General features: G+C 73.9%; 15 protein-coding genes. 10 read left to right on the forward strand and 5 right to left on the reverse strand.

Features of this window, described 5'->3' with window-relative positions; translation table 11 throughout:
- Positions 1 to 218: 218 nt before the first annotated feature.
- The 9 genes from ACRAKF_RS13200 to ACRAKF_RS13240 are packed head-to-tail and all read left to right on the forward strand — an operon-like array spanning position 219 to position 11,171.
- Entirely contained in the window at positions 219 to 1,394 is a 1,176-nt protein-coding gene (locus ACRAKF_RS13200) for a glycosyltransferase family 4 protein (RefSeq protein ID WP_447037227.1), read from the forward strand.
- Complete coding sequence (locus tag ACRAKF_RS13205; RefSeq protein ID WP_447037229.1) at positions 1,391 to 2,119, forward strand: class I SAM-dependent methyltransferase; 729 nt, start codon at positions 1,391 to 1,393, stop codon at positions 2,117 to 2,119. The genes ACRAKF_RS13200 and ACRAKF_RS13205 overlap by 4 nt, the downstream gene beginning before the upstream one ends.
- The gene (locus ACRAKF_RS13210; protein WP_447037230.1) at positions 2,116 to 6,468 is read left to right on the forward strand and encodes an alpha-(1->3)-arabinofuranosyltransferase domain-containing protein; all 4,353 of its coding nucleotides are present in this window, start codon (positions 2,116 to 2,118) and stop codon (positions 6,466 to 6,468) included. The genes ACRAKF_RS13205 and ACRAKF_RS13210 overlap by 4 nt, the downstream gene beginning before the upstream one ends.
- Complete coding sequence (locus ACRAKF_RS13215) at positions 6,465 to 7,865, forward strand: condensation protein (protein WP_447037231.1); 1,401 nt, start codon at positions 6,465 to 6,467, stop codon at positions 7,863 to 7,865. Before ACRAKF_RS13210 ends, ACRAKF_RS13215 begins: the two co-directional genes overlap by 4 nt.
- On the forward strand, positions 7,862 to 8,599 hold the full coding sequence (locus ACRAKF_RS13220; protein ID WP_447037232.1) for a class I SAM-dependent methyltransferase: 738 nt from the start codon (positions 7,862 to 7,864) through the stop codon (positions 8,597 to 8,599). Before ACRAKF_RS13215 ends, ACRAKF_RS13220 begins: the two co-directional genes overlap by 4 nt.
- Before the next feature lie 17 nt (positions 8,600 to 8,616).
- Positions 8,617 to 9,522, forward strand: a complete 906-nt coding sequence (locus ACRAKF_RS13225; RefSeq protein ID WP_447041961.1) for a hypothetical protein — start codon at positions 8,617 to 8,619, stop codon at positions 9,520 to 9,522.
- Positions 9,519 to 9,749 (forward strand): Trm112 family protein, encoded by a 231-nt coding sequence (locus ACRAKF_RS13230; protein ID WP_447037233.1) that lies wholly within the window; start codon positions 9,519 to 9,521, stop codon positions 9,747 to 9,749. Before ACRAKF_RS13225 ends, ACRAKF_RS13230 begins: the two co-directional genes overlap by 4 nt.
- Positions 9,746 to 10,549, forward strand: a complete 804-nt coding sequence (locus tag ACRAKF_RS13235; RefSeq protein WP_447037234.1) for an FkbM family methyltransferase — start codon at positions 9,746 to 9,748, stop codon at positions 10,547 to 10,549. The genes ACRAKF_RS13230 and ACRAKF_RS13235 overlap by 4 nt, the downstream gene beginning before the upstream one ends.
- Complete coding sequence (locus tag ACRAKF_RS13240) at positions 10,530 to 11,171, forward strand: hypothetical protein (RefSeq protein ID WP_447037235.1); 642 nt, start codon at positions 10,530 to 10,532, stop codon at positions 11,169 to 11,171. The genes ACRAKF_RS13235 and ACRAKF_RS13240 overlap by 20 nt, the downstream gene beginning before the upstream one ends.
- Here the strand turns inward: ACRAKF_RS13240 and ACRAKF_RS13245 are convergent.
- From ACRAKF_RS13245 to ACRAKF_RS13265, 5 genes are all read right to left on the reverse strand, one after another.
- Entirely contained in the window at positions 11,155 to 12,081 is a 927-nt protein-coding gene (locus tag ACRAKF_RS13245; protein ID WP_447037236.1) for an ATP-grasp domain-containing protein, read from the reverse strand. The two genes, ACRAKF_RS13240 and ACRAKF_RS13245, sit on opposite strands and share 17 nt — an antisense overlap.
- 79 nt (positions 12,082 to 12,160) lie before the next feature.
- Complete coding sequence (locus ACRAKF_RS13250; RefSeq protein ID WP_447037237.1) at positions 12,161 to 13,231, reverse strand: YeiH family protein; 1,071 nt, start codon at positions 13,229 to 13,231, stop codon at positions 12,161 to 12,163.
- On the reverse strand, positions 13,231 to 13,800 hold the full coding sequence (locus tag ACRAKF_RS13255) for a cysteine dioxygenase (RefSeq protein ID WP_447037238.1): 570 nt from the start codon (positions 13,798 to 13,800) through the stop codon (positions 13,231 to 13,233). The genes ACRAKF_RS13250 and ACRAKF_RS13255 overlap by 1 nt, the downstream gene beginning before the upstream one ends.
- 123 nt (positions 13,801 to 13,923) lie before the next feature.
- Positions 13,924 to 14,829: a LysR family transcriptional regulator gene (locus tag ACRAKF_RS13260; protein ID WP_447037240.1), complete on the reverse strand. Its 906-nt coding sequence runs from the start codon at positions 14,827 to 14,829 to the stop codon at positions 13,924 to 13,926.
- Between the two features lie 112 nt (positions 14,830 to 14,941).
- Entirely contained in the window at positions 14,942 to 18,610 is a 3,669-nt protein-coding gene (locus ACRAKF_RS13265; RefSeq protein WP_447037241.1) for a S8 family serine peptidase, read from the reverse strand.
- A 358-nt stretch (positions 18,611 to 18,968) separates the two neighbouring features.
- Here ACRAKF_RS13265 and mreB point away from each other — a divergent pair, with 358 nt between their 5' ends.
- Positions 18,969 to 20,006, forward strand: coding sequence for a rod shape-determining protein MreB (gene mreB, locus ACRAKF_RS13270; RefSeq protein WP_447037242.1), 1,038 nt, complete (start codon positions 18,969 to 18,971; stop codon positions 20,004 to 20,006).
- Positions 20,007 to 20,010: the final 4 nt, after the last annotated feature.

Below are 20,010 nucleotides of genomic sequence, written 5' to 3' on the forward strand. Positions count from 1 at the left end.
GCACCACCCGAACACAGTCCCCGCACCACCCGAGCACAGCCCTCGCACCACCCGAGCACAGGCCGGGCACGGCACGTCCGCGGGACGACCCCACCGCCCGCGGCCCGGCCGCCGCTCCACCCCGCAGCACCCCCGTAGAACCCCCGCAGTACCCAGCAGGACCGTTCCGCCGACCGGACCCCCCACAGTTCCCCACCCTGAGACGAGTTGGAGCACGCATGCCCCAGCACGTACCGTCCTCGCTCCGCGCGGCCGCCCCACGCCGCGCGGAGCGCCTTCCGACGCCTACCCCACAGCCGCGCCGGATCGTCTTCCTCGCCCACCGCGACCTCGGCAACCGGGCCGCGGGCGGCTCCGAACTGCTCGTCGACCGGCTGGCCGACGGGCTCAGCGGCCTGGGCCACCAGGTCACGCTGCTCTGCGGCGGCCCCGCCGCCCACCGCGACTACCGCGTGGTGTCCGCGGGCGGCGACCTCGGTCACTACCTGCGGGCGCGCTCGGCGTTCACCCGGCAGGTGGGCGACTGCGACCTGCTCGTCGAGGTCTGCAACGGCATGCCGTACCTGGCACCGCTGTGGCACAGGGGACCGACCCTGTGCCTGGTCAACCACGTCCACACCGACCTCTGGGGGATGCGCTTCCAGGGGGCGCTCGCCCCCGCGGCCCGGCTCGGCCGGAGACTGGAGCACTGGGCGCTCTCCGGCGCCCAGCGCGGCAATCTCCTGGTGGCCGTCTCCCCGTCGACGGCCACCGCGCTGCACGCCATCGGCGTGGAGCGCGACCGCATACGCATCGTGCACAACGGCGTCGAGGAGCCGGGGCCGCTGCACGCCCGCTCCGACGAACCGCTGTTCCTGGCGATGGGACGCCTCGTCGAGTACAAGCGGATCGGTCTGCTGCTCCGCCTGTGGGAGCGCGTCAGACCCGTCACGGGCGGCCGGCTCGTGATCGTGGGCGACGGTCCCGAACGCGCGCGCCTGGAGCGGATGGCCGGACCCGGCGTCGACTTCAGGGGGCACGTCTCCGAGGCGGAGAAGCACCGCCTGCTGTGCGAGGCCTGGATGCTGCTCCACCCCTCCGCCGTGGAGGGCTGGGGCCTGGTCATCACCGAGGCCGCGACCCGTTCGACCCCCTCGGTCGGCTTCGACGTCCCCGGGGTCCGCGACTCCATAGAGGACGGGGTGACCGGCCTCCTCGCCCGCGGCGAGAGCTCCTTCGCCGCCGCCTGGTGCACCCTCGCACTCAGCGCGGAGCGCCGCAGAGCCCTCGGCAAGGCCGCGGGCGAGCGGGCCACGCAGTTCCGCTGGGGCAACACGGTCCGCCAGTTCCAGGCGGTGGCGGCCGAGGCCGTCGCCGCGCATCTGGACCCGAGTCACCCCAGAGGCCCTGAGTGAAAGACCCCTCTCTGCGCCGTTCCGCCACGCTCTTCAGGGCCTTCCTGCGCGAGCAGCAGGAGCCCGAGCGCTGCTACACCCTCCTCGCCAGGGACGCCGCCGACCAGGTCGAGGCGTACGGCCCCGTGAAGGACCGCGTCGTCGTCGACATCGGCGGCGGGGGCGGCTACTTCACCGAGGAGTTCCGGCGGCGCGGCGCGCAGAGCCATCTCTTCGAGCCGGACCTCACGGAGATGACGGCAGCGGGCAGCAGGCCGCCCGAGGGCTCGGTCCTCGCCGACGGCTATCTGCTGCCGCTCGCGGACGGCGTCGCCGACGTGACGTTCTCCTCCAATGTGCTTGAGCACGTCGACGACCCGCAGACGTTCCTCAGCGAGATGGTCAGGGTCACCCGGCCCGGCGGTCTCATCTATGTCTCCTTCACCAACTGGCTCTCCCCCTGGGGCGGTCACGAGTGGGCGCCCTGGCACTACCTGGGCGCCGACCGGGCCCGCGCCCGCTATGAACGGCGTACGGGAAGAGCCGCGAAACACAAGCTCGGCGAGAACCTCTTCGCACACCACGTCGGCGCGACCCTGCGTCAGGTGCGGGCCCGCGACGACGTGGACGTGGTGACGGCGCGCTCGCGCTACTGGCCGTTCCTGGCCGGGGCGATCACCAAGGTGCCGGGTGTGCGCGAGGTCGCGACCTGGAATCTCCTTCTCATCCTCAGGCGGTGTCCATGACCACGGTCCAGGCCCCACCCCCGGCGGCTGTACGGCCCACGACCGATGCCCCTGAACCCTCGCGGGGGCCGCGCTCGCGGCACTGGCTGCTCGGGTTCTGGGCCGTGGCGTTCGTACTCCTGCTCGCGGTGAAACCCGGGCGCATGACGTTCGACACCAAGCTCGGTGTCACCGTCGACCCCTGGCAGTTCCTCTCCGACCTGGGCCAGCTCTGGCACGACCGGGCCGGCTTCGGCGGCATCCAGGACCAGTACGTCGGCTACGCGTTCCCGATGCTGCCGTTCTACGGGCTGGCCAAGCTGGTGCAGCTCCCGGTCTGGGTGGCGGAGCGGCTCTGGTTCTCGCTGATCCTCGCGGTCGCGTTCTGGGGCGCGCTGCGGCTCGCCGAGCGCCTGGGCATCGGCAGCCGCCCGAGCCGGCTGCTCGGCGCGGTGGTGTACGCCCTGTGGCCGACGTTCACCGTGGTCCTCGGCTCCACGTCGGCGGCGGCGCTGCCCGGCGCCTTCCTGCCGTGGGTGCTGCTCCCGCTGACGAACCCGCGGATCAGCGCACGTCTGGCCGCGTGCCGTTCGGTGCTGATCATCCCGTTCATGGGCGGGGTGAACGCGGCGGCGACGCTCGCGTCGCTGCTGCCCGTGGGCCTCTATCTGCTCTCCCGGCCGAACGGGCCGCGCAAGCGAAAGCTGATCACCTGGTGGGTGCCCGGCGTCGTCCTGGCCACCGCCTGGTGGGTCGTACCGCTGCTCATGCTCGGCATCCACGGCGAGAACTTCCTGCCCTACGTGGAGGACTCGGCCACCACCACCGGCACCATGTCGGCGACCGAGACCCTGCGCGGCGCCGGCAACTGGGTGGCCTACCTGCACTTCGGCGAGGCCTGGCTGCCCGCCGGATGGACGGTGGCGACCGCCGTCGTGGCCATCGTCTGCTCGGCGCTGGCCGCCGCCGTCGGCCTCGCGGGCCTCGCGCGGCGCGATCTGCCGGAGCGGCGCTGGCTGGTCCTGACGGTCCTCTCGGTCGTCCTGGTCACCCTCGCCGGGTACGGCGGCGCGTTCGGAGCCCCCTTCCACGGCACCGTCCAGTCCTGGCTCGACGGCGGGCTCGTCCCCTTCCGCAACATCTACAAGTTCCAGACGGGCCTCGCCCTCGCCCTGGCCCTCGGCCTGACGCACCTGGTGGGCGTTGCCGCGCAGGCGCGCGGTGCCCGGCGGGTGCGGGGCAGACGGTACGCGCCGCTGATCGCGGCCGTCCTCGTCCTGCCCGGCCTCGCCCTGCCCTACGTCAACGGCTCGATCCTCCAGCCCGGTTCGTTCCAGAAGCTGCCCACCTACTGGCAGGCGACGGCCGACTGGCTGGAGAAGTACTCGCCCGACTCGCGCGCCCTGGTCGTCCCCGCGACCGCGCACGGCATCTACACCTGGGGCTCACCCATCGACCAGCCCCTCGACGTACTCGCCGACTCGCGCTGGGCCCAGCGCGACTACGTGCCGTTCGGCACGCCGGGCAACCGGCGCGCGATGGACGCCGTCGAGCAGGCGCTGCGGACCGGCGCCGAGGTGCCGGGGCTGCGCGACTACGTGACGCGGGCAGGCCTGTACTACGTCGTCGTACGCAACGACCTCGACCCCGACCAGGTCGGCAACGTGCCGACCGCGACGGTCAAGCGCACCCTGGAGGAGTCCGGCTTCCGCCGCGTCACGGGCTTCGGCCCGCAGACCACCGGCGGCATCATCGCCAACGACACACCCATCCAGGTGGAGGGCCTCTACCCGCGCCAGCGCGCCGTGGAGGTCTACGCCCCCGACACCGGCGCCGAGCGGCCCGGCCAGGCGGGCCTGAAGCCGGTCTCCAACACCGCGGTGGTCAGTGGCGGCCCCGAGTCGCTGCTTCCGCTCTCCGCCGACCCCGGGATGCGGGACCGTCCCGCCGTGCTGACCGGCGACAACCACCCGGGCGTCGGGACGCCGGGCCTGCAAGCGGTCGGTGACGGCCTGCGCCGCGCCGACACCCGCTTCGGCCTGGTCAACTCCAACACCTCGTACACCTACGGCCGCGACGAGAAGAACGCGGAGGACGCCCACCAGAACCCCGGCGAGAAGCCGCACCAGATCCTGCCCAGTGACGGCGTCGAGCACCAGACGACGGCGGAGCTGCGCGGCGCCAGGTCGGTCACGGCGTCCAGCTACGGCAACTGGCTCTTCCACCTGCCGCAGTACGACCCGGTGAACGCCTTCGACGGGAACCCGGCCACCGCTTGGGCGGAGGGCAACGCCGGCACGGCGGACGGCGAGTGGATCAGGGCCGAGTTCAACGCGAAGATCGACGTACCGTCCTCCTTCCGTGTCACCCCGCTGCCGCAGGACGGCGTGCGGGCCGCGCCCACCCGCGTCCGGGTGGAGACGGAGCACGGCAGCGTCACCAGCCCGCTCAGGACCAACGGCGAGCCGCAGCGCGTCAAGGCCCCGGCGGGCGACTCGGACTTCATCAAGATCACGATCCTGGACACCCAGGTGGCGCGCCCCGGCCTGACGGGCGCGGGCTTCTCGGAGATCACGATCCCGGGGGTCCGGGTCACCCGTCTCCTCCAGCTCCCCACGGACGCGGAGAAGACCACCGACGCGAAGGCGACCACGTACTCCCTGCACCGCACCTCCGACCCCGGCGCCTTCTCGCAGGTGGACACCGAGTCGGGCCTGCACCGCCGGTTCACGACGACGGCCGACGGCACGTACGAGGTGAAGGCGAGCGCGGTGGCCGTGCCCGGCCGTGAGCTCGACGAGCTGCTCTACAAGGTGGCGCCCGAGCAGGAACAGCAGATCATCGCGACCGCCGACTCCACCGCGAAGCTCGGCAGCGGTCTCTCGCCGCGCAACCTCACCGACGGCGACCTGACCACGGCCTGGGTGGCGGGCGACGGGAACCGGCCCGTCATCCGCCTCAAGTGGCCGGACAAGCAGCCGGTGGGCGAGATCGTGCTGCCCGCGGCGGGCGGCCTGTCCACCCGGCCGCAGAAGATCGAGATCAGCTCGCCGGACGGCGCGGCGACCGCGGGCGTCGATGAGAACGGCAACGCCCGCTTCACCCCGATCACCACCGACCAGATGGACATCACCATCACGGAGACGGCGCCCCTGACCGTCCACAACCCGGTGGCCGACACCGACCTCCAGCTCCCCGTGGGGCTCACCGAGGTCTACGTCCCGGCGCTCGACAAGTACCGCACGAAGCAGCCCGACCCGACGGAGCGCTTCTCGCTCCCCTGCGGCCAGGGCCCGGTCATGTCGATCGACGGCGAGCTGTACGAGTCGAGCGCGAAGGGCACGGTCCGGGACCTCACCGACCGCCGCCCGATCGAGATCAGCCTCTGCCGGCTCGGCGAGAAGGACACCACGGTCGAGCTGGAAGCCGGTGCGCACAGCGTCGAGACCGGCGACGCCGGTCCCCTCGCCGTCATGGACGCGTCCCTCACCCGGGGCACGCCGGGCAGCGTCGACGAGGCCGAGCGTGAGCTGAAGGTCAAGGACTGGCTCGGCGACCGCCGTGAGCTGGCGGTCGGCGCGGGAGCGGCCTCGTACCTCACCACGTACGAGAACGTGAACGACGGCTGGAAGGCGACCCTGAACGGCAAGGAGCTCACCTCGCTGCGGCTCGACGGCTGGCAGCAGGGCTGGCTCGTGCCCGAGGGCGAGGGCGGCACGGTGAAGCTCACCTACGAGCCGTCGACGGTCTACGAGATCGGTCTCATCCTGGCCGGTGTCGGCGTCCTCCTCCTGATCGGGCTCGCCGTCCTCTGGCGCCGCGAGAGGGACTTGGACGCCGCGGCGCCCGCGCCGCCCGCCCCCGGCCTGATCCTCGGCACGGTGGCGCTCACCCTGGTGGCCGCGGTCATCGCGGGCCCGTTCGCCCTGCTCGTGCCCGCGCTGGCGCTCCTCTCGTGGTGGCGGCACGCGCTGCTCGTGCCGATCGCGTTCGTCGCGATGGCGGGAGCGGGCATCGTGGCGGCGACGGGCGCGGGCGGGGCGGGTGCCGCGTCGGACGAGGGCGCGTTCGGCCACACGGCCCAACTGCTCGCGCTGATCGCTCTGTTCGCGGCCCTGGTCTCCGTACGGGAGCGGGCGGCGCGTCAGCCGGACGTCGACGACACGCTGGTGTTCGGGCCCGACGCGGGTCCCGCGCCCCAGCCGCCCGGCCGGCCTACGGCGCCCCCGCTGCCGCACCGCAAGTCCGGTCCGGGCGATCCACAGGCTCCGGCGGGCCCGGCGGCGGGCCCCACGGTCTCGGCCCGCGGCCCCGCCGCGGGACCACCGGCCGAAGGCCCGCACACCCCGGGGGGAGGCACCCAGCGATGACCGCCCTCGAACACCCGGCCCGGCGCGCCGACGGGCCCGGACGACCGCCCGGACGGCCGCCCCGACGCGTGCCGTTCCCCGTCGTCGACGAGGTCTCCCGGCACTGCCTCCAGGAGGAGGAGCCGGAGACCGTGCACATCGAGGTGCACCTGCCGGGCACCCCGGATCCGGCCCGGCTGAGGGCCGCGTTCCACGAGGCCCTGCGCCGCCACCCCCGCATCCTGATGCGGGAGGCGCGCGGCCCCTGGTACCGCCGCCGCTACGAGTGGGAGCTGACGGCGGAGGCGGACATGGAGGTGGTGGCGTTCCCGCCGGGCGGACGGAACGCCCTGCGGGACGCCCGTGAGCGGGCCCTCGCCGAAGCTCCGCCGTTGACGGCCTCGCCGCCGATCCGCCTGGAGGTGCTGCCCTCGCGGGACTCGGCGGGGGGCGCCGCCGGAGCAGCGGACGCGGACAGCGGCTCGGTCCTCCTGCTCACCATCAACCACACCGCCCTCGACGGCCCCGCCTGCCTCCGCGTCCTCGCCACGGCCGCCGAGATCTACGGCGGCAGGGACAACTCCCCCGCCGCGCCCCCGGTCCGGCGGCCGGAGAGCGCGGGCCCGGCCGCCGCGCCGCCGCCGGACACCCCATCGGCCCTGGCGCCACCGGCCCGGGTCAGCAAGGGCACGCCCGAGCCGTCGCCGGGCAACGGCATGCTCATCGCCGAGCTGCCCGTGCCGCGCAGGCCCAAGGGCTCCGCGTTCACCGTGAACGACCAGCTCATGGTGGCGACCGCGCTGATGATCGCGCACTGGAACCGCGAGCACGGGGCCCGGCCGAAGCCCCTGCGCATCACCATGCCGGTGGACGACCGGCCGCGCGACGCGAGCATGCCGATCGGCAACGGCACCCGCCTGGTCGAGGTGCCCTTCGGCGCGGGCGAACTGGCCAAGCGGGACTGGACCCCGGAGGCCATCCGCGATCTGCTGTGCCGCACCTCCGAGCGCACCCGCGCGCTCAAGGCCATGGCGCGCCCGCAACTGGGCCACGGGGCCGCGCTGCTGACCGCGCCCGTGCTGCCGGTCACGTTCCGGGCGGCCCTCACGCGCGGGCTGCGCAGGGCCGCCGCGCCCTGGACGTCGACGACGCTCCTGAGCAACATCGGCCGCGTCCCGTACGCCCTGGACTTCGGTGACGCGGGCCGGGCGCACGCCGTGTGGTTCTCCGCGCCCGCCCGGCTGCCGCGCGGGCTCACGGTGACCACCGCGTCGACCGCGGGCCGGCTGCACCTCGCCCTGCGCTGGTCGAAGACGCTGCTCAGCCACGGCGACGGCGCGCATCTGCGGGACCTGTTCGAGCACTACCTCCATGCGACGGAGCACACGGAGGCCGACGGGAACGGGAGGCACTGGTGACCACCGCGACGACCAAACCCCCGGCCGGGCTGCGCGACTTCTACGAGGACCCGGCCGTCCCCGTGGCCTCCGGCGACGCCCGCAGCCTCCGCCAGGCCCGCATCCTCGCCGCCGCGCTCGGCCCCGCCACGGCCGGCGCCGCCACGGTCCTCGACGTCGGCTGCGGCGACGGCACGGCCGCGGCGACCGCCGCGCCGCTGCTCGCGGGTCACCGGGTGATCGGCGTCGACTGGTCCCAGGACGCCCTGAAGCGCGCCCACGCCCACCTGCCCGACGTCGTACGGGGCGAACTGACGGGCGGCGGCCTGCCGTTCGCGTCCGGGTCCGCCGACGCCGTCCTGTTCAGCGAGGTCATCGAGCACCTGGTGGACCCCGACAGCGCGCTCGACGAACTGCGCAGGGTCCTCAGGCCGGGCGGGCACCTGATGCTGTCCACCCCCAACCTCGCCGCCTGGTACAACCGCGGGCTGCTCCTCGCGGGCGTACAGCCGGTCTTCTCCGAGGTGAGCCTGCGCGGCATCCACGGCCGCCCCGGCACCGAGGTCGTGGGTCACCTGCGGCTCTACACCGCCCGCGCCCTGCGGGAGTTCGTCGCGGCGAGCGGCTTCGAGGTGGTCCGTCTCTCCGGCGCGCCCTTCCACGGCGTGCCGCGCCCGCTGCGCGCCCTGGACCGGCTGGCCTGCGCGGTGCCGAGCGCCTCGTCGATCCTGCTGCTGCACGCCCGAAGGACTTGAGTCCCATGTGGTGGGGTGTGGCCGCGGCGCTGCTCGCGAACGTGCTCTACAGCACCGGGTTCGTCCTGGAGAAACGGGCGCTGACGGCCATGCCGTCCGTCAGCGTCCGCAACCCTGCCCGACTGCTCAGGCAGGTGCTCGGCAGCCCGCTGTGGATCGGCGGCTCGCTGGCGCTCGCGGCGGGGTTCGGCGCCCAGCTCGCCGTGTACCGGACGCTGCCGATCGCCGCCGCGCAGGGCATCTTCGTCTCGGGCCTGGTCCTGCTGCTGCTCCTGTCCTCCGCCCTGCTCGGCGAGGAGACGTCGGGGCGCGAGCGGTACGCGGTCGGGGCGATCCTCCTGGCGCTGCTCATGGTCGTCCTGTCACTGAGCGAGGACAGCGACACGGTCGGCGACGGGGCACCCACGCCCCTGGTCCTCACCGTCTGCCTGCCGTCGCTCGCCGCGGGCCTGTGGCTCTACAGCTCGGCGGAGCGCCGGGCGAAGCACCGCCACCGCATGCCGACGACGGGCGTGGAGTACGGCGTCGCGGTGGGACTCCTATACGGCGTGAGCTCGCTGGCCATCAAGGGCGTCTCCAGCCATCTGACCACGCAGGGGCTCGGCGGCGCCGTCGTCGACCTGCTGCGCTCGCCGTACCCGTATCTGCTCATGTTCACCGGGGCGTTCGGCCTGATCATGTCGCAGGCCGCGCTTCAGCGCTGCCGGGCCTCGCTGATCGTCCCGGTCTGCACGACGGTGACGGCGCTGTTCACGGCGGTGCTCGGGACGCTCGCGTTCGGCGAGGCGCTGCCGGACGAGCCGGTGCGGCTCGGCCTGCGGATCGCGGGCACGGTGCTCGCGGTGGCCGTCCTGCTGGCCATGCCGAAGCACGACGGCACCCCCTCCCACCCCTCACCCCCCAAGGAGCTGACGAGCGGATGAACCCCGACGACCCACTGCTGAAGATCCTCGCCTGTCCGCTGGACAAGGGCCCGCTGCACCTGCTCGCCCGGGAGGAGCCGCTCGTGCCGCAGGAGGCGCTCTACAACCCGCGCCTGCGCCGCAGGTACCCGGTCATCGACGGCATACCGCAGCTCCTGCCCTCCTCCGGCGAACAGGTCACGGAGGACGAGCACGAGCAGCTCCTCAAGCGGACGTCCCTCTCATGACGCTGGCCGCCCGTCTGGCTCCCTTCGTGCCCGACCGGCTCATCGCCTGCCTGGCCCGGCTCGTCTACCCCCGCTTCGAGCCCGAACTGGCCCGGCTCGGCGACCTCTGCCCGCCGGACTGCGTCACGGCCGTGGACGTCGGCGGCTGGTACGGGCCCTGGTCGGGCCGCCTGGCCTCGCGGGCGCGGCAGGTGGTGACGGTGGAGCCGGTGCCGCGCCTTGCCCGGCTGCTCGCCGCGAGCACCCCGCGCAACGTCCGTGTCGTGCAGGGCGCGGCCACGGACCGACCCGGCACGGCACGGCTCTGGCTGCCGGCCGGTGACCGGGGCGAGCGGGGCGTGTCCTCCCTGATCCGCCGGGACATCCACGCCCGCGCCCTCGACGTGCCGTGCCTGACGCTCGACGGGCTCGGGCTGCGGGACGTGCACTTCGTCAAGATCGACGTGGACGGCAACGAGCTGCCGGTGCTGCGGGGCGCGCGCGAGCTGATCGCCAGGGACCGCCCGGCGCTCTTCATCGAGCTGGAGGCCCGCATCCAGCCGATCGGGCCGATCGTGGAGCTGCTCACCCGCGAGCACGGCTACCGGGGCTGGGTCCTGCCGCACGACACCTGGCTGCCGCTCGCCGCCTTCGACCTGGAGGCCCACCAGTCGGACACGTCGTACGTGGTGACGCAGGGCCTGCTGCGCCGGGTGCTCACCCCGCGCCGCCCCCGCTACGTCAACTCGGTCCTCTTCCTCCCCGAAGGCCGCCGCCCGGGATCCCGCGCGGTGCGCGACGATGGGGCACATGCCCGCTAGGTCCACGCCGCCGCCCGCCCCGTTCACGCCGCTGGACTTCCAGCTCGTCCTGCTGCGCCGCATGGCCGACCACAACCCGGACCTCGTGGAGCGCGCACGGCACGCTCTCGGCGTCTCCCTCGCGGAGATGCGCGAGGCCAACCGCCGCTGGCAGGCGATGTCCCGGGGGCGCGGCGGCGCGCGCGGTGCCCGCTCCCGCTACCGCTCGGTCCTCGGCGCCCCCGAGTCGACCGCCCGGCGCCGGATCGGCGACCTGGAGTGCGAGGCCCTGCTCTGGCCGGTGCCGCTCTGGCCGGACCTGCGCTTCGAGGTGCTGCTCGCGCCGAACGGGGCGGTGTGGAACGAGTGGCTGGTTCGTGCGCCGGGGGCCGCGGGCCCCGCACTCCGTACGCTCGCCGACCTCACGCCGTGGTCCTGCACGGTCGACGAGGCGGCCCGCGCCTTCGCCCCCGCCCGGCCCATGGAGGGGACGGCGCCGACGCGGTGGCGCCTGGCCTTCACCGCGCCGGAGACGCAGGGCACGGACGGGGCGCGGCGGCGCTGCGTGGCGGAGTTCACGTGGGGGCTGCTCCAGCGGGTGGAGTTCCCCGACGGGGGCCCGGAACTCACACCGCGGCCTTGAGGATGCCCTCCACGACGCGGTGCAGTGAACCGGGGTGCAGGCCGAGGAAGATGTTGGGCTCGACGAGCTCCAGCTCCATGACCCGCGGGCCGTCCTCGGGGCCGTCCCCGTCGACGATGTCCACGCGCGCGTAGAGCAGCTCGGGCAGGCCGGGCACGGCCGCGAGCGCCCGCGCGGCGACGTCCAGCTCGGCGGCCGACGGCTCCCAGGGGCGCAGGTCGGGGTGGGGCATCTTGTCGGCGTCGTAGGCCGTGCCGGGCGCGAGGACCGCGCCCTTGCGTATCGCGTGCAGGAACTCCCCGCCGATGAAGACGAGGGCGCGCTCCCCGGTGACGTCGATCCGCCGTACGAAGGGCTGCACCATGGCGGTGAAGCCCTCGTCGTGCATGCGGGCGATGTGGGCGAGGGCGGCCTCGCGCTCATCGGCGCGGTAACGGCCGACGTAGCGCGCCCCGGCCCCGGAGGCCGGCTTGACGACGAACTCGCCGTCGCCGGAGGGCAGTACCGCGTCCTCCCCCGGAGCGAAGTAGGCCGTCGGCACGGTGGGGACGCCCGCCGCCGCCAGGTCGCCCAGGTACCGCTTGTCGGTGTTCCACCGCACGACCTCGGCGGGGTTGGCGAGCCGCGTGAGCTTCGAGCACCGCTCGGCCCACGCCACGTACTCCTCGGTGCGCCAGCTGTAGTCCCACGTCGACCTGATCACCGCGAGGTCGAAGCCGGCCCAGTCGACGTCCGGGTCGTCCCACGCGACGACGCGGACATCGGCGTCGGCGTCCGCCTCGGCGAGGGCCCGCGCGAGGACCGGCAGGTCGTGGTCGTGGTCCGGCTGCGGGCGTCGGGTCACGAGCGCGATGCGGGGGCTTGCCACGGGGGACTCCTCTAGCTCTGACAGGTACACCCGTACGCTCATTCGTGCGTACGGGAGTTCGCCCCGCAGGCTAACAAGCGCCCCGCGCGCCCCCGCGCCTCACGTCACGCGCCCCCGCGCCTCACGTCAGCAGCACACCCGCGTACGAGACCCCCGCGATCACGCCCCACGACACGAGGCCCAGCGCGGCGACCCGGCCGCCCGTGCGGCTCAGGGAGGGCAGGTCGACCGCGCTGCCCAGGCCGAAGAGCGCGGCGGCGAGGACCAGCTCCTGCGCGGTCTGCGCGGCGTCGAGCGCGCCGCCCGGCAGCAGCCCCGTGGTGCGCAGCAGGACCATGGCGAGGAATCCGGCGACGAACAGCGGCACGAGGGGCGGGCGCTTGGCCGCCTTGCCCTCCCCGTCCGGCTTCGCCGCCGAGCGCGCCCGTGCCCGCACCGACAGGGCGAGGGCCGCGACGAGCGGCGCGAGCAGCGCCACCCGCATCAGCTTGACCAGGACCGCGTCACCGAGCGCCCCCGCGCCCGCGGTCTGCGCGGTCGCCACGACCTGCCCCACGTCGTGCACGCTCGCCCCGACCCAGCGCCCGAACTCCGCGTCGCTGAGGCCGAGGGGCTGCTGGAGCAGCGGCAGTACGGCTATGGCGAGCGTCCCGCAGAGCGTCACCAGGGCCACCGAGGTGGCGGTGTCCCGCTCGTCGCTCTCGGAGACCTCGCTGACGGCACCGATCGCCGAGGCGCCGCAGATCGAGTAGCCGGTGGCGATCAGCAGCGGCTGGTCGCCGCGCAGGCCCATGCGGCGCCCCAGCCACCAGGTGCCACAGAAGGTGACGGCGACCACGCACAGCACCATCGCGACCGAGGCCCAGCCGAGCCCCAGCACGTCGTCGAGGCTCAGCTTCAGGCCGAGCAGCACGACGCCGACCCGCATGAGCCGCTTCCCTGCGAACGTGAGCCCCGCCTTGCCGGGCCCGCGTACGTAGGAGTGCGCGGCGCCCGGCAGATGGGCGGCCACGATGCCGAGGACCACGGCGACGGTGAGCATCGGGACCCCGGGCACGAGCCGGTGCACGCCCCAGGCGACGGCCACGCCGAGGGCGGCGAGCCCGAGTCCCGGCAGCTTGCCGTGCGGGCGGCCGGGGGCCGCGGGAGCCACGGCACGGGCCTTGGCGGCGCGTTCGCCGAGCAGCGCCATTACCGGTCGGCCGGCAGTTCGTACACCCGGCGGACGCTGCTGCCCAGGCGGGCGATGTCGGCACCGTAGATGTGGATCGATATCGCGCGCGTGCCGCCGCCGTTCCACACCCGGTGGATGTCGCCGGGCGGTGCGAAGCCGCAGACGGAACCCAACGGGTTGACGACGTCCTCGGTGGCGACGAGCCGGGCCCCGCTGCCGTTCCCGGCGGCGGGCACGAGGCGGTAGCGCCGCTCCTGCTCCTCGCCCTCGTGCACGCCCGTGACGCACCACGACACGTGGTCGTGGACGGAGGTCCGCTGTCCCGGCAGCCAGACCAGGGCCACGACGGAGAAGCTGCCGTCGTGCTCGGCGTGCAGGACGTGCTGGCGGTAGCGCTCGGGGTCGCCCTCGCACTGCTCGCCGGTGAGCAGGTCGGCCGCCCCGAGGTGCGGGGCGAGCCGCTCACCGACCAGGTACGCGGTCAGGTCGGGAGGGAGGCCGCGCCCGACCGCCTCGCGCACGTCGGCGACGAGGGTGTCGAGGCGCTCTGTGGTCCGGGCGGCCCGGTACGCGGTCGGAGTGGTCATACGGGCAGCGTCGCGCCACCCGATCCATCACGTCCAACGACAGTTCTTTGGCATCCCTGCAACTTCCGCTTATGGCTGACGCGCCGGCGCGGAAGGGGACAGGTGGGCAGCGGGCCGCGGGCTTCAGCAGCCGACGCGGTTGGCGGCCACCGTCCTCAGTTCGTCGAGGACCAGGGCCGTGGCGGGGATGCGGAGGTGGTCCTTGAGGACGTACGCCGAGACCTGGCGCCGCGAGGCGGGATCGAGGGCGCGTCCGGTCACCTTGCGGTGGCAGAGGAAGTTCAGGACGAGCCCGGGCATCATCGCGACGCCGAGCCCCTCGGCGACCAGGCTCTGCACCACGAGGTTGTCGTCGGTGGTGAAGGCGATGTCGGGCGCGAAGCCCAGTTCGGCGCACTCGTGCAGGAAGTTGGCGCGGCAGCGCGGGCAGCCGGCTATCCACCGCTCCTCCGCCAGCTCGGCGAGCTTGACCGAACGCCGGCGCGCCATGGGGTGCCCCGTGGGCAGCAGCACCGTGAGCTGGTCCTCCATGAGCGGGATCTCCACCAGCTCGTCCGGCACTTCCTCGTGCAGCCCGGGATAGGTGAAGGCGAGGGTGATGTCGCACTCGCCGCGCACCACGCGCCGCAGCGACTCCGGCGGCTCGTCCTCAAGGAGCTCGACGCGCACCCCGGGGTGGCCGGAGGCGAGGCGGGCCAGGGCCTCCGGGATGAGGGTCGCGTTGGCGCTGGGGAAGGCGCAGACCCGCACCCGTCCCGAGCGCAGCCGCGTGATCGCGTTCATCTGCTGTTGGGCCGCGGAGATGTCGTCCAGGATGATCCCGGCATGCCTGGAGAGCGCCTCGCCCGCCTCCGTCAGCCGCATGCGGCGGCCGACCCGGGTGAACAGCGGCGTGCCGACGGAACGCTCCAGGGCCTTCATCTGCTGGGTGATCGCGGGCTGCGTGTAGCCGAGGGAGCGAGCGGCCGCCGAGTACGACCCGGCCCTGACCACTTCGTGGAACGTCTTGATGTGCCGCGAATCGAACACCGCTGAATCATAAGCAGATATTGGGATGACCCGACAAGGGCCGGACGGACCGAGGACTCCAGCCCGTCCGGCACCTGCCCGGGACCCTCCCGTGTCTGCCCGGACCGTCCCGTTACCGCACGCCCACCGCCCGTACGATCTCCTGCCGCACGCTCCCGCCCCGGTCGTCCCTGGCGGAAGCCCTCAGCGAGACGGACCCGGCATCGGCGGGGATCTTCAGCCTCGCCTCCCAGGACGCCTTCCCGCCGTCCCGGTCCAGTGCCACGTCCCGCCAGGTCCTGCCCTCGTCGTAGGAGACAGCCAGCTCGGCCCCGCCGATGGTGCCGGTCCCCGCCGCCCCCTTCACGTACTCGGCGAAGATCCCGACCGGAACACTCCGGCCGCCCCGCACCTCGCCCGCGAGGTCCGTGTCCACGTCGAACCCGAGGTTCAGCAGCGGCAGGTAGGTCTTCCGGTCGTCCGGGGTCTCCTTGGACCGGAAGGTCCACTCGGAGTGCCCCTTGGTCGCGAGCTCCCACCGCGCGGGATCGAGCGTCGTGTCCGTCACGACCTTGTACGTGCGCTCACCGGGGTCCGCGTCCCGCACGTACACCCCCGAACTCGTCCGCCGGTCGACGCTGGCCCCGTCCACGAACACCTCGCTGGTCTGCGTCATGGAGGGCTCGTTCCACACGTCGCCGAACCCGGTGTGGTCGGGCCCGGAGTCGCCCCAGCCGGGCACGTTGAACTCCAGGTCGTTGCCCCTGCGGGTCTGCCCCCAGCCGAGCCCGGTGCCGAGCCAGGGGTGCAGCACCGGCTTGAACCAGTCGAGCCCGACGCGCTCGCCGCCCCGGTAGGTGACGAGGCCGCTCCGCTGCTCCAGCGCCCCGGGCCCGGTGGACACCGACTCGTGCCAGAGCTGGCCCGCCCCGGTGGAGACGTACTCCGTGCGTTCGACCGGGTAGGAGATCCGCTCCTGGAAGCCGATGCCGACGGGGAAGGTGTCGGTGACGGAGTACCGGAACCCACCGCCCTCGGCGGGCTTCACCGCGTGATAGCGGGTGTCGAGGACCCCGATGTCCCGCTTCTTCGGCTCGTACACGAGATCCTTCGGGACGGCTCCCTCATGTCCCTCGGAGAGGTCGTAGACGTAGGGAGTGTGCACGGTGCCCGTGCTCGTGACGCTCCGGCCCGCCTCGGCGGCAGCCACGAGCCGCGCCCCGTCGGCGGCGTCGACCGAGGCGATCTGAAGCGGCCGGTCGGCGTTGTCGTCCGTGCCGAACCAGGCGTTGAGCCGCCCCGGCCGGTCGTCCGTCACGAACAGCGCCTTCGCGCCCGCGTCCTGCGCGGCCTGCCCCAACCGCTCCGGGGACACCGCGTCGCCGCGCCGGACGACGACGGCCTTGCCGCGCACGTCCTTGCCCTCGTACGCGGCCGGGGTCCCGTCGCCCGCGTCCACGAGACGCCACGCGTGCCGCCCCTCGGCGATGGTCCCGCCGGGCTGCGCCACGGCCTCGCGCAGGCCCTTCACGTCCACGGCGGGCTTCCCGAGCCGCCAGACGGTGCGGTACTCGAAGCTGCCCTCGGTGACCTTCTCGGTCGGCGCGGCGAAGACACTGTCGTACTTCACGGGCACCTGGACGGCGCCCATCAGGTCGGCGCCGCCGGCCTTCCTGGCGTACTCCATCAGCAACTGCCTGGTCTCGGTGCGCCGCCCGACGTCGGCCCTGATCTCGCGCAGCTTCCGCCCGTCCAGGGTGATCTCGCGGTCCCGGTCGAGGCTGATCTGCGGGTCGGCGAGGAAGCCGAGGCCGAGCGAGTCCTTGCCCGCGCCGCCGCGCACGTCGAGGAAGGACGTCACGGCGTACGTGCCCGGCTTCAGGCGCAGCTTCAGGGTGCCGGAGTCGCCGACGGCCGCCGGCACGGGGTCCGTGCCTTCGGTGAGCTGCTGCACCGCCAGGTCGGCGGCGGTCGCCGCACCGTCCCGGTCCTTCACATGGACGGTGAGCGTGTACCGCTCCTCCTCCTTGACCAGGCCGAACGCGGTACGCGCGACCTCCTTGCCGCCCGCGCTCGCGACGACCGCGCCGCTCGTGTCGCCGACCGGCGCCTTCGACCCGTCCCCCGTCGCGGTGGTCGACGCGGTGCCGTGCGCGGGGACCGTGAGGGTGGAGTCGGCGAGCGTGACGACACCGTCGGCGGCGCCGCGCGCGGCCAGCTCCAACTCCACGTCCCTGCCGGTGGAGTTGGTGTACGTGAGGGTCCGGCCGACCGGTTCGTCGCCGTCGTACGGCCACTCGTGGAACCCGAAGTCGACGCTGCCGGTCGCGGTGACCTCCGCCTCGACGGCGCCGGGCACGCTCAGGCGTCCGGCCCCCAGCGCGTACACGGAGGCGTCGAGCCGCTCGGAGCCCGACATCAGGGCGTCCTTGAGCCGGCCGCCCGTCCAGTCGGGGTGCCGCTCGGCCAGCAGGGCGGCGGCGCCCGCGACGTGCGGGGTCGCCATCGACGTACCGCTCATCTCGGTGTAGGAGCCCTCGCCGCCGGTGAGTCCGGAACGGGCCGCGAGGATGTCGACGCCGGGCGCGGAGAGGTCGGGCTTGAGGGCGTGGTCACCGGCCCGCGGCCCCTGGCTCGTGAAGTACGCGGCCTCGTCGGCGGAGTCGACGGCGCCGATGGTCAGCGCGGAGTCGGCGGCGCCGGGCGAGCCGATGGACGAGGGGGCCCCGGTGTTGCCCGCGGCGATGACGAAGAGGGCGCCGGTCTCCTTCGAGAGGGAGTTCACGGCGGCGGCCATGGGGTCGGTGCCGTCGCTGGGCTCGTCGGAGCCGAGGCTCATCGACACGATCTTGGCGCCGACGTCCTTCGCGGCCCACTCCATCCCCGCGACGATCTGCGACTCACTGCCGAAGCCCTCGTCGCTGAGCACCTTGCCGACGGCGAGGTCCGCGCCGGGCGCGACGCCCTTCTCCTTCTCCCCCTCCGACGCGGCGCCGCTGCCGCCGACGGTGGAGGCCACGTGGGTGCCGTGCCCGTTGCGGTCGGCGACGCCTTCGCCCGCGATGAAGCTCTTGCTCAGACCGACGCGCCCCTTGAGGTCGGGGTGGTCGGCGTCGTACCCGGTGTCGAGGACGGCGACCTTCACGCCCTTCCCCGTGAGGCCCGCCTCCCAGGCCTCGGGGGTGCCGATCTGTTCGTTGCTCTGCGCCATGTCGGCCTCGACGCGTCCGTCGAGCCAGACCTTGTCGACGCCGGACGCCTTGTCGGTCACGGACCGCCACAGGGCGGCGGGCCGCTCGGCCGTGACGGCGACCCCGGAGACGCTCGGCAGGGCCCGCACCTTCTCGGCGCCGCGCGGCAGCTCGTGGGCCCCGCGCGCCTTCTTCCCATAGGTCACGATGAGCGGAAGCGGCGGCCCCGCGGCGCCGCCCTTCCCCGCGTACCCCTGCCGGATCAGCCCGGTGACGTCGAACAGCCGCTCGTCCAGCGCTCCTGAGCGGAGGTACGGCCGCGCCTCGTCCGGTACGACGGTGACGTGGCCGCCGGATATCCGGCTCCGCACGGCTCCGCTCGCACCGGCGGGCCGCTCGACGGTGACGGTCTGTTTGCCGCCGGGCAGCGGGGTGACGGTGACCCGGTCGCCGGTGACGAGGGTGACGGTGTGGGCGGCGCGTGCCGTGCGCTGTGGCGGGGCGTCGGCCGCGGGACCTTCGGCGACGCTCTGCCCGGCGGGAAGCAGGGCGAACGCGAGACCGAGGACGGCCGCGCGCCCGGCTCTTCGCCGTGCGGGGGCTCTGGTCATGGGGCTGCCTCTCTTCGTCTGCCCGGGCGGGGGTGGTGCCCGAGTGCTGCGAAGAGTGTCAGGGAGCCTGCGTGACAGGGGAGTTGACGGTACGTGGCGGAAAGCCGCCAGGGCGACTACCCGCCAACGGCGGCAGGACGGCAAAGCCCGGCCCGCGGTTCGCCGCGGTCTCGCACGGCTGCCCTTCCGCCCTGTCCCGTACCCGCGGCTCCGGGCGGCCCCGGGGGCGCGATTCACCCGCCCGGCGGCACCCCGCCCGGCTCATCTTGACGCGCGCCCCTCCCACGGGCACCGCACGATGCGAGACAGGGCCCGTGTTCTGCGGCCCGTACGGTCCGCGCTCTCGGGAGGATCTGCCATGACCGTCAGTCTGGAGCAGTTGCGCCGCTGCCACGTCGCCGTCGACATGGGGGCCGCGAGGACCCGGGTGTACGTGAAGGGTGCCGGTCTCGTCGTCGACGAGCCGAGCGCCGCCGCGGTCAACACGCGGACGGGCGCGCTCATCGCGGTCGGCCGCTTCGCCGAGGAGATGACGGGCCGCACGCCCGATTACATCCGCGTGGTCCGCCCCGTGTCCGGCGGCACCGTCGTCGACATCGACATGGCCCAGCGGATGCTGCGCCACCTGATCGGCGAGAAGCTCCGCCGCGCCCTGCGCCGCAAGCCCCGGCTGCGCGCCGCCGTCTGCACCCCGCACGACGCGGACCCGCTGTCCCGGCGCGCGGCGGTCGAGACGATGGTCGGGCTCGGCGCCCGCCGGGTCGAACTGGTGGACACCCTCATCGCGGCGGCGGTCGGCTGCGGGCTGCCCGTGGAGCAGCCCGAGGCGACGATGATCCTCGTCTGCGGTGCCGCCTCGACGCAGGTCGCGGTCCTCTCCCTCGGCGCGATCGTTACCGCCGAGCGCGTGCCGGTCGGCGGCGAGGCCCTCGACAACGCGATCGTGCAGCACCTGCGCCAGCAGTACCAGCTCATGCTGCCCCAGCAGTCCGTACGCCCCCTCCACCTCGCCCTGCGCGGCAACGGCATCACCCAGGACGGCCCGGAGTCCACGGAGATCCACGGCAGGGACGTCGTGACCGGCCTGGCCCGCTCGGTCCACGTCGACACCGCCGCCGTCCGCGAGGCCCTGCACACCCCGCTCATCGCCGTGCTCGACGGCATCGGCCAGGTGCTGCGGGACTGCCCGCCGGAGCTGGTCGCCGACCTGGTGGACCGCGGGATGACGATGGTCGGCGGCAGCGCGCTGCTGCCGGGCCTTGACACGATGCTGCGGGAAGCGACGGGCATGCCCGTACGCATCGCGGAGCGGCCGGACACCTGCGCCGTGCTGGGTCTGGGTGCGATGCTGGAGGGCAAGATCCAGCCGCTGGTCCTGGACCCGCTGTCCGGCTGACCCG

It is taken from the genome of Streptomyces sp. DSM 118878 (assembly GCF_052936595.1).

Coding starts and splice junctions, on each gene's coding strand:
- ACRAKF_RS13255 (WP_447037238.1), bottom strand. CDS start 13,800: ATGACCACTCCGACCGCGTACCGGGCCGCCCGGACCACAGAGCGCCTC.
- ACRAKF_RS13245 (WP_447037236.1), bottom strand. CDS start 12,081: ATGAGCGTACGGGTGTACCTGTCAGAGCTAGAGGAGTCCCCCGTGGCA.
- ACRAKF_RS13215 (WP_447037231.1), top strand. CDS start 6,465: ATGACCGCCCTCGAACACCCGGCCCGGCGCGCCGACGGGCCCGGACGA.
- ACRAKF_RS13200 (WP_447037227.1), top strand. CDS start 219: ATGCCCCAGCACGTACCGTCCTCGCTCCGCGCGGCCGCCCCACGCCGC.
- ACRAKF_RS13265 (WP_447037241.1), bottom strand. CDS start 18,610: ATGACCAGAGCCCCCGCACGGCGAAGAGCCGGGCGCGCGGCCGTCCTC.
- ACRAKF_RS13240 (WP_447037235.1), top strand. CDS start 10,530: ATGGGGCACATGCCCGCTAGGTCCACGCCGCCGCCCGCCCCGTTCACG.
- ACRAKF_RS13230 (WP_447037233.1), top strand. CDS start 9,519: ATGAACCCCGACGACCCACTGCTGAAGATCCTCGCCTGTCCGCTGGAC.
- mreB (WP_447037242.1), top strand. CDS start 18,969: ATGACCGTCAGTCTGGAGCAGTTGCGCCGCTGCCACGTCGCCGTCGAC.
- ACRAKF_RS13250 (WP_447037237.1), bottom strand. CDS start 13,231: ATGGCGCTGCTCGGCGAACGCGCCGCCAAGGCCCGTGCCGTGGCTCCC.
- ACRAKF_RS13210 (WP_447037230.1), top strand. CDS start 2,116: ATGACCACGGTCCAGGCCCCACCCCCGGCGGCTGTACGGCCCACGACC.
- ACRAKF_RS13235 (WP_447037234.1), top strand. CDS start 9,746: ATGACGCTGGCCGCCCGTCTGGCTCCCTTCGTGCCCGACCGGCTCATC.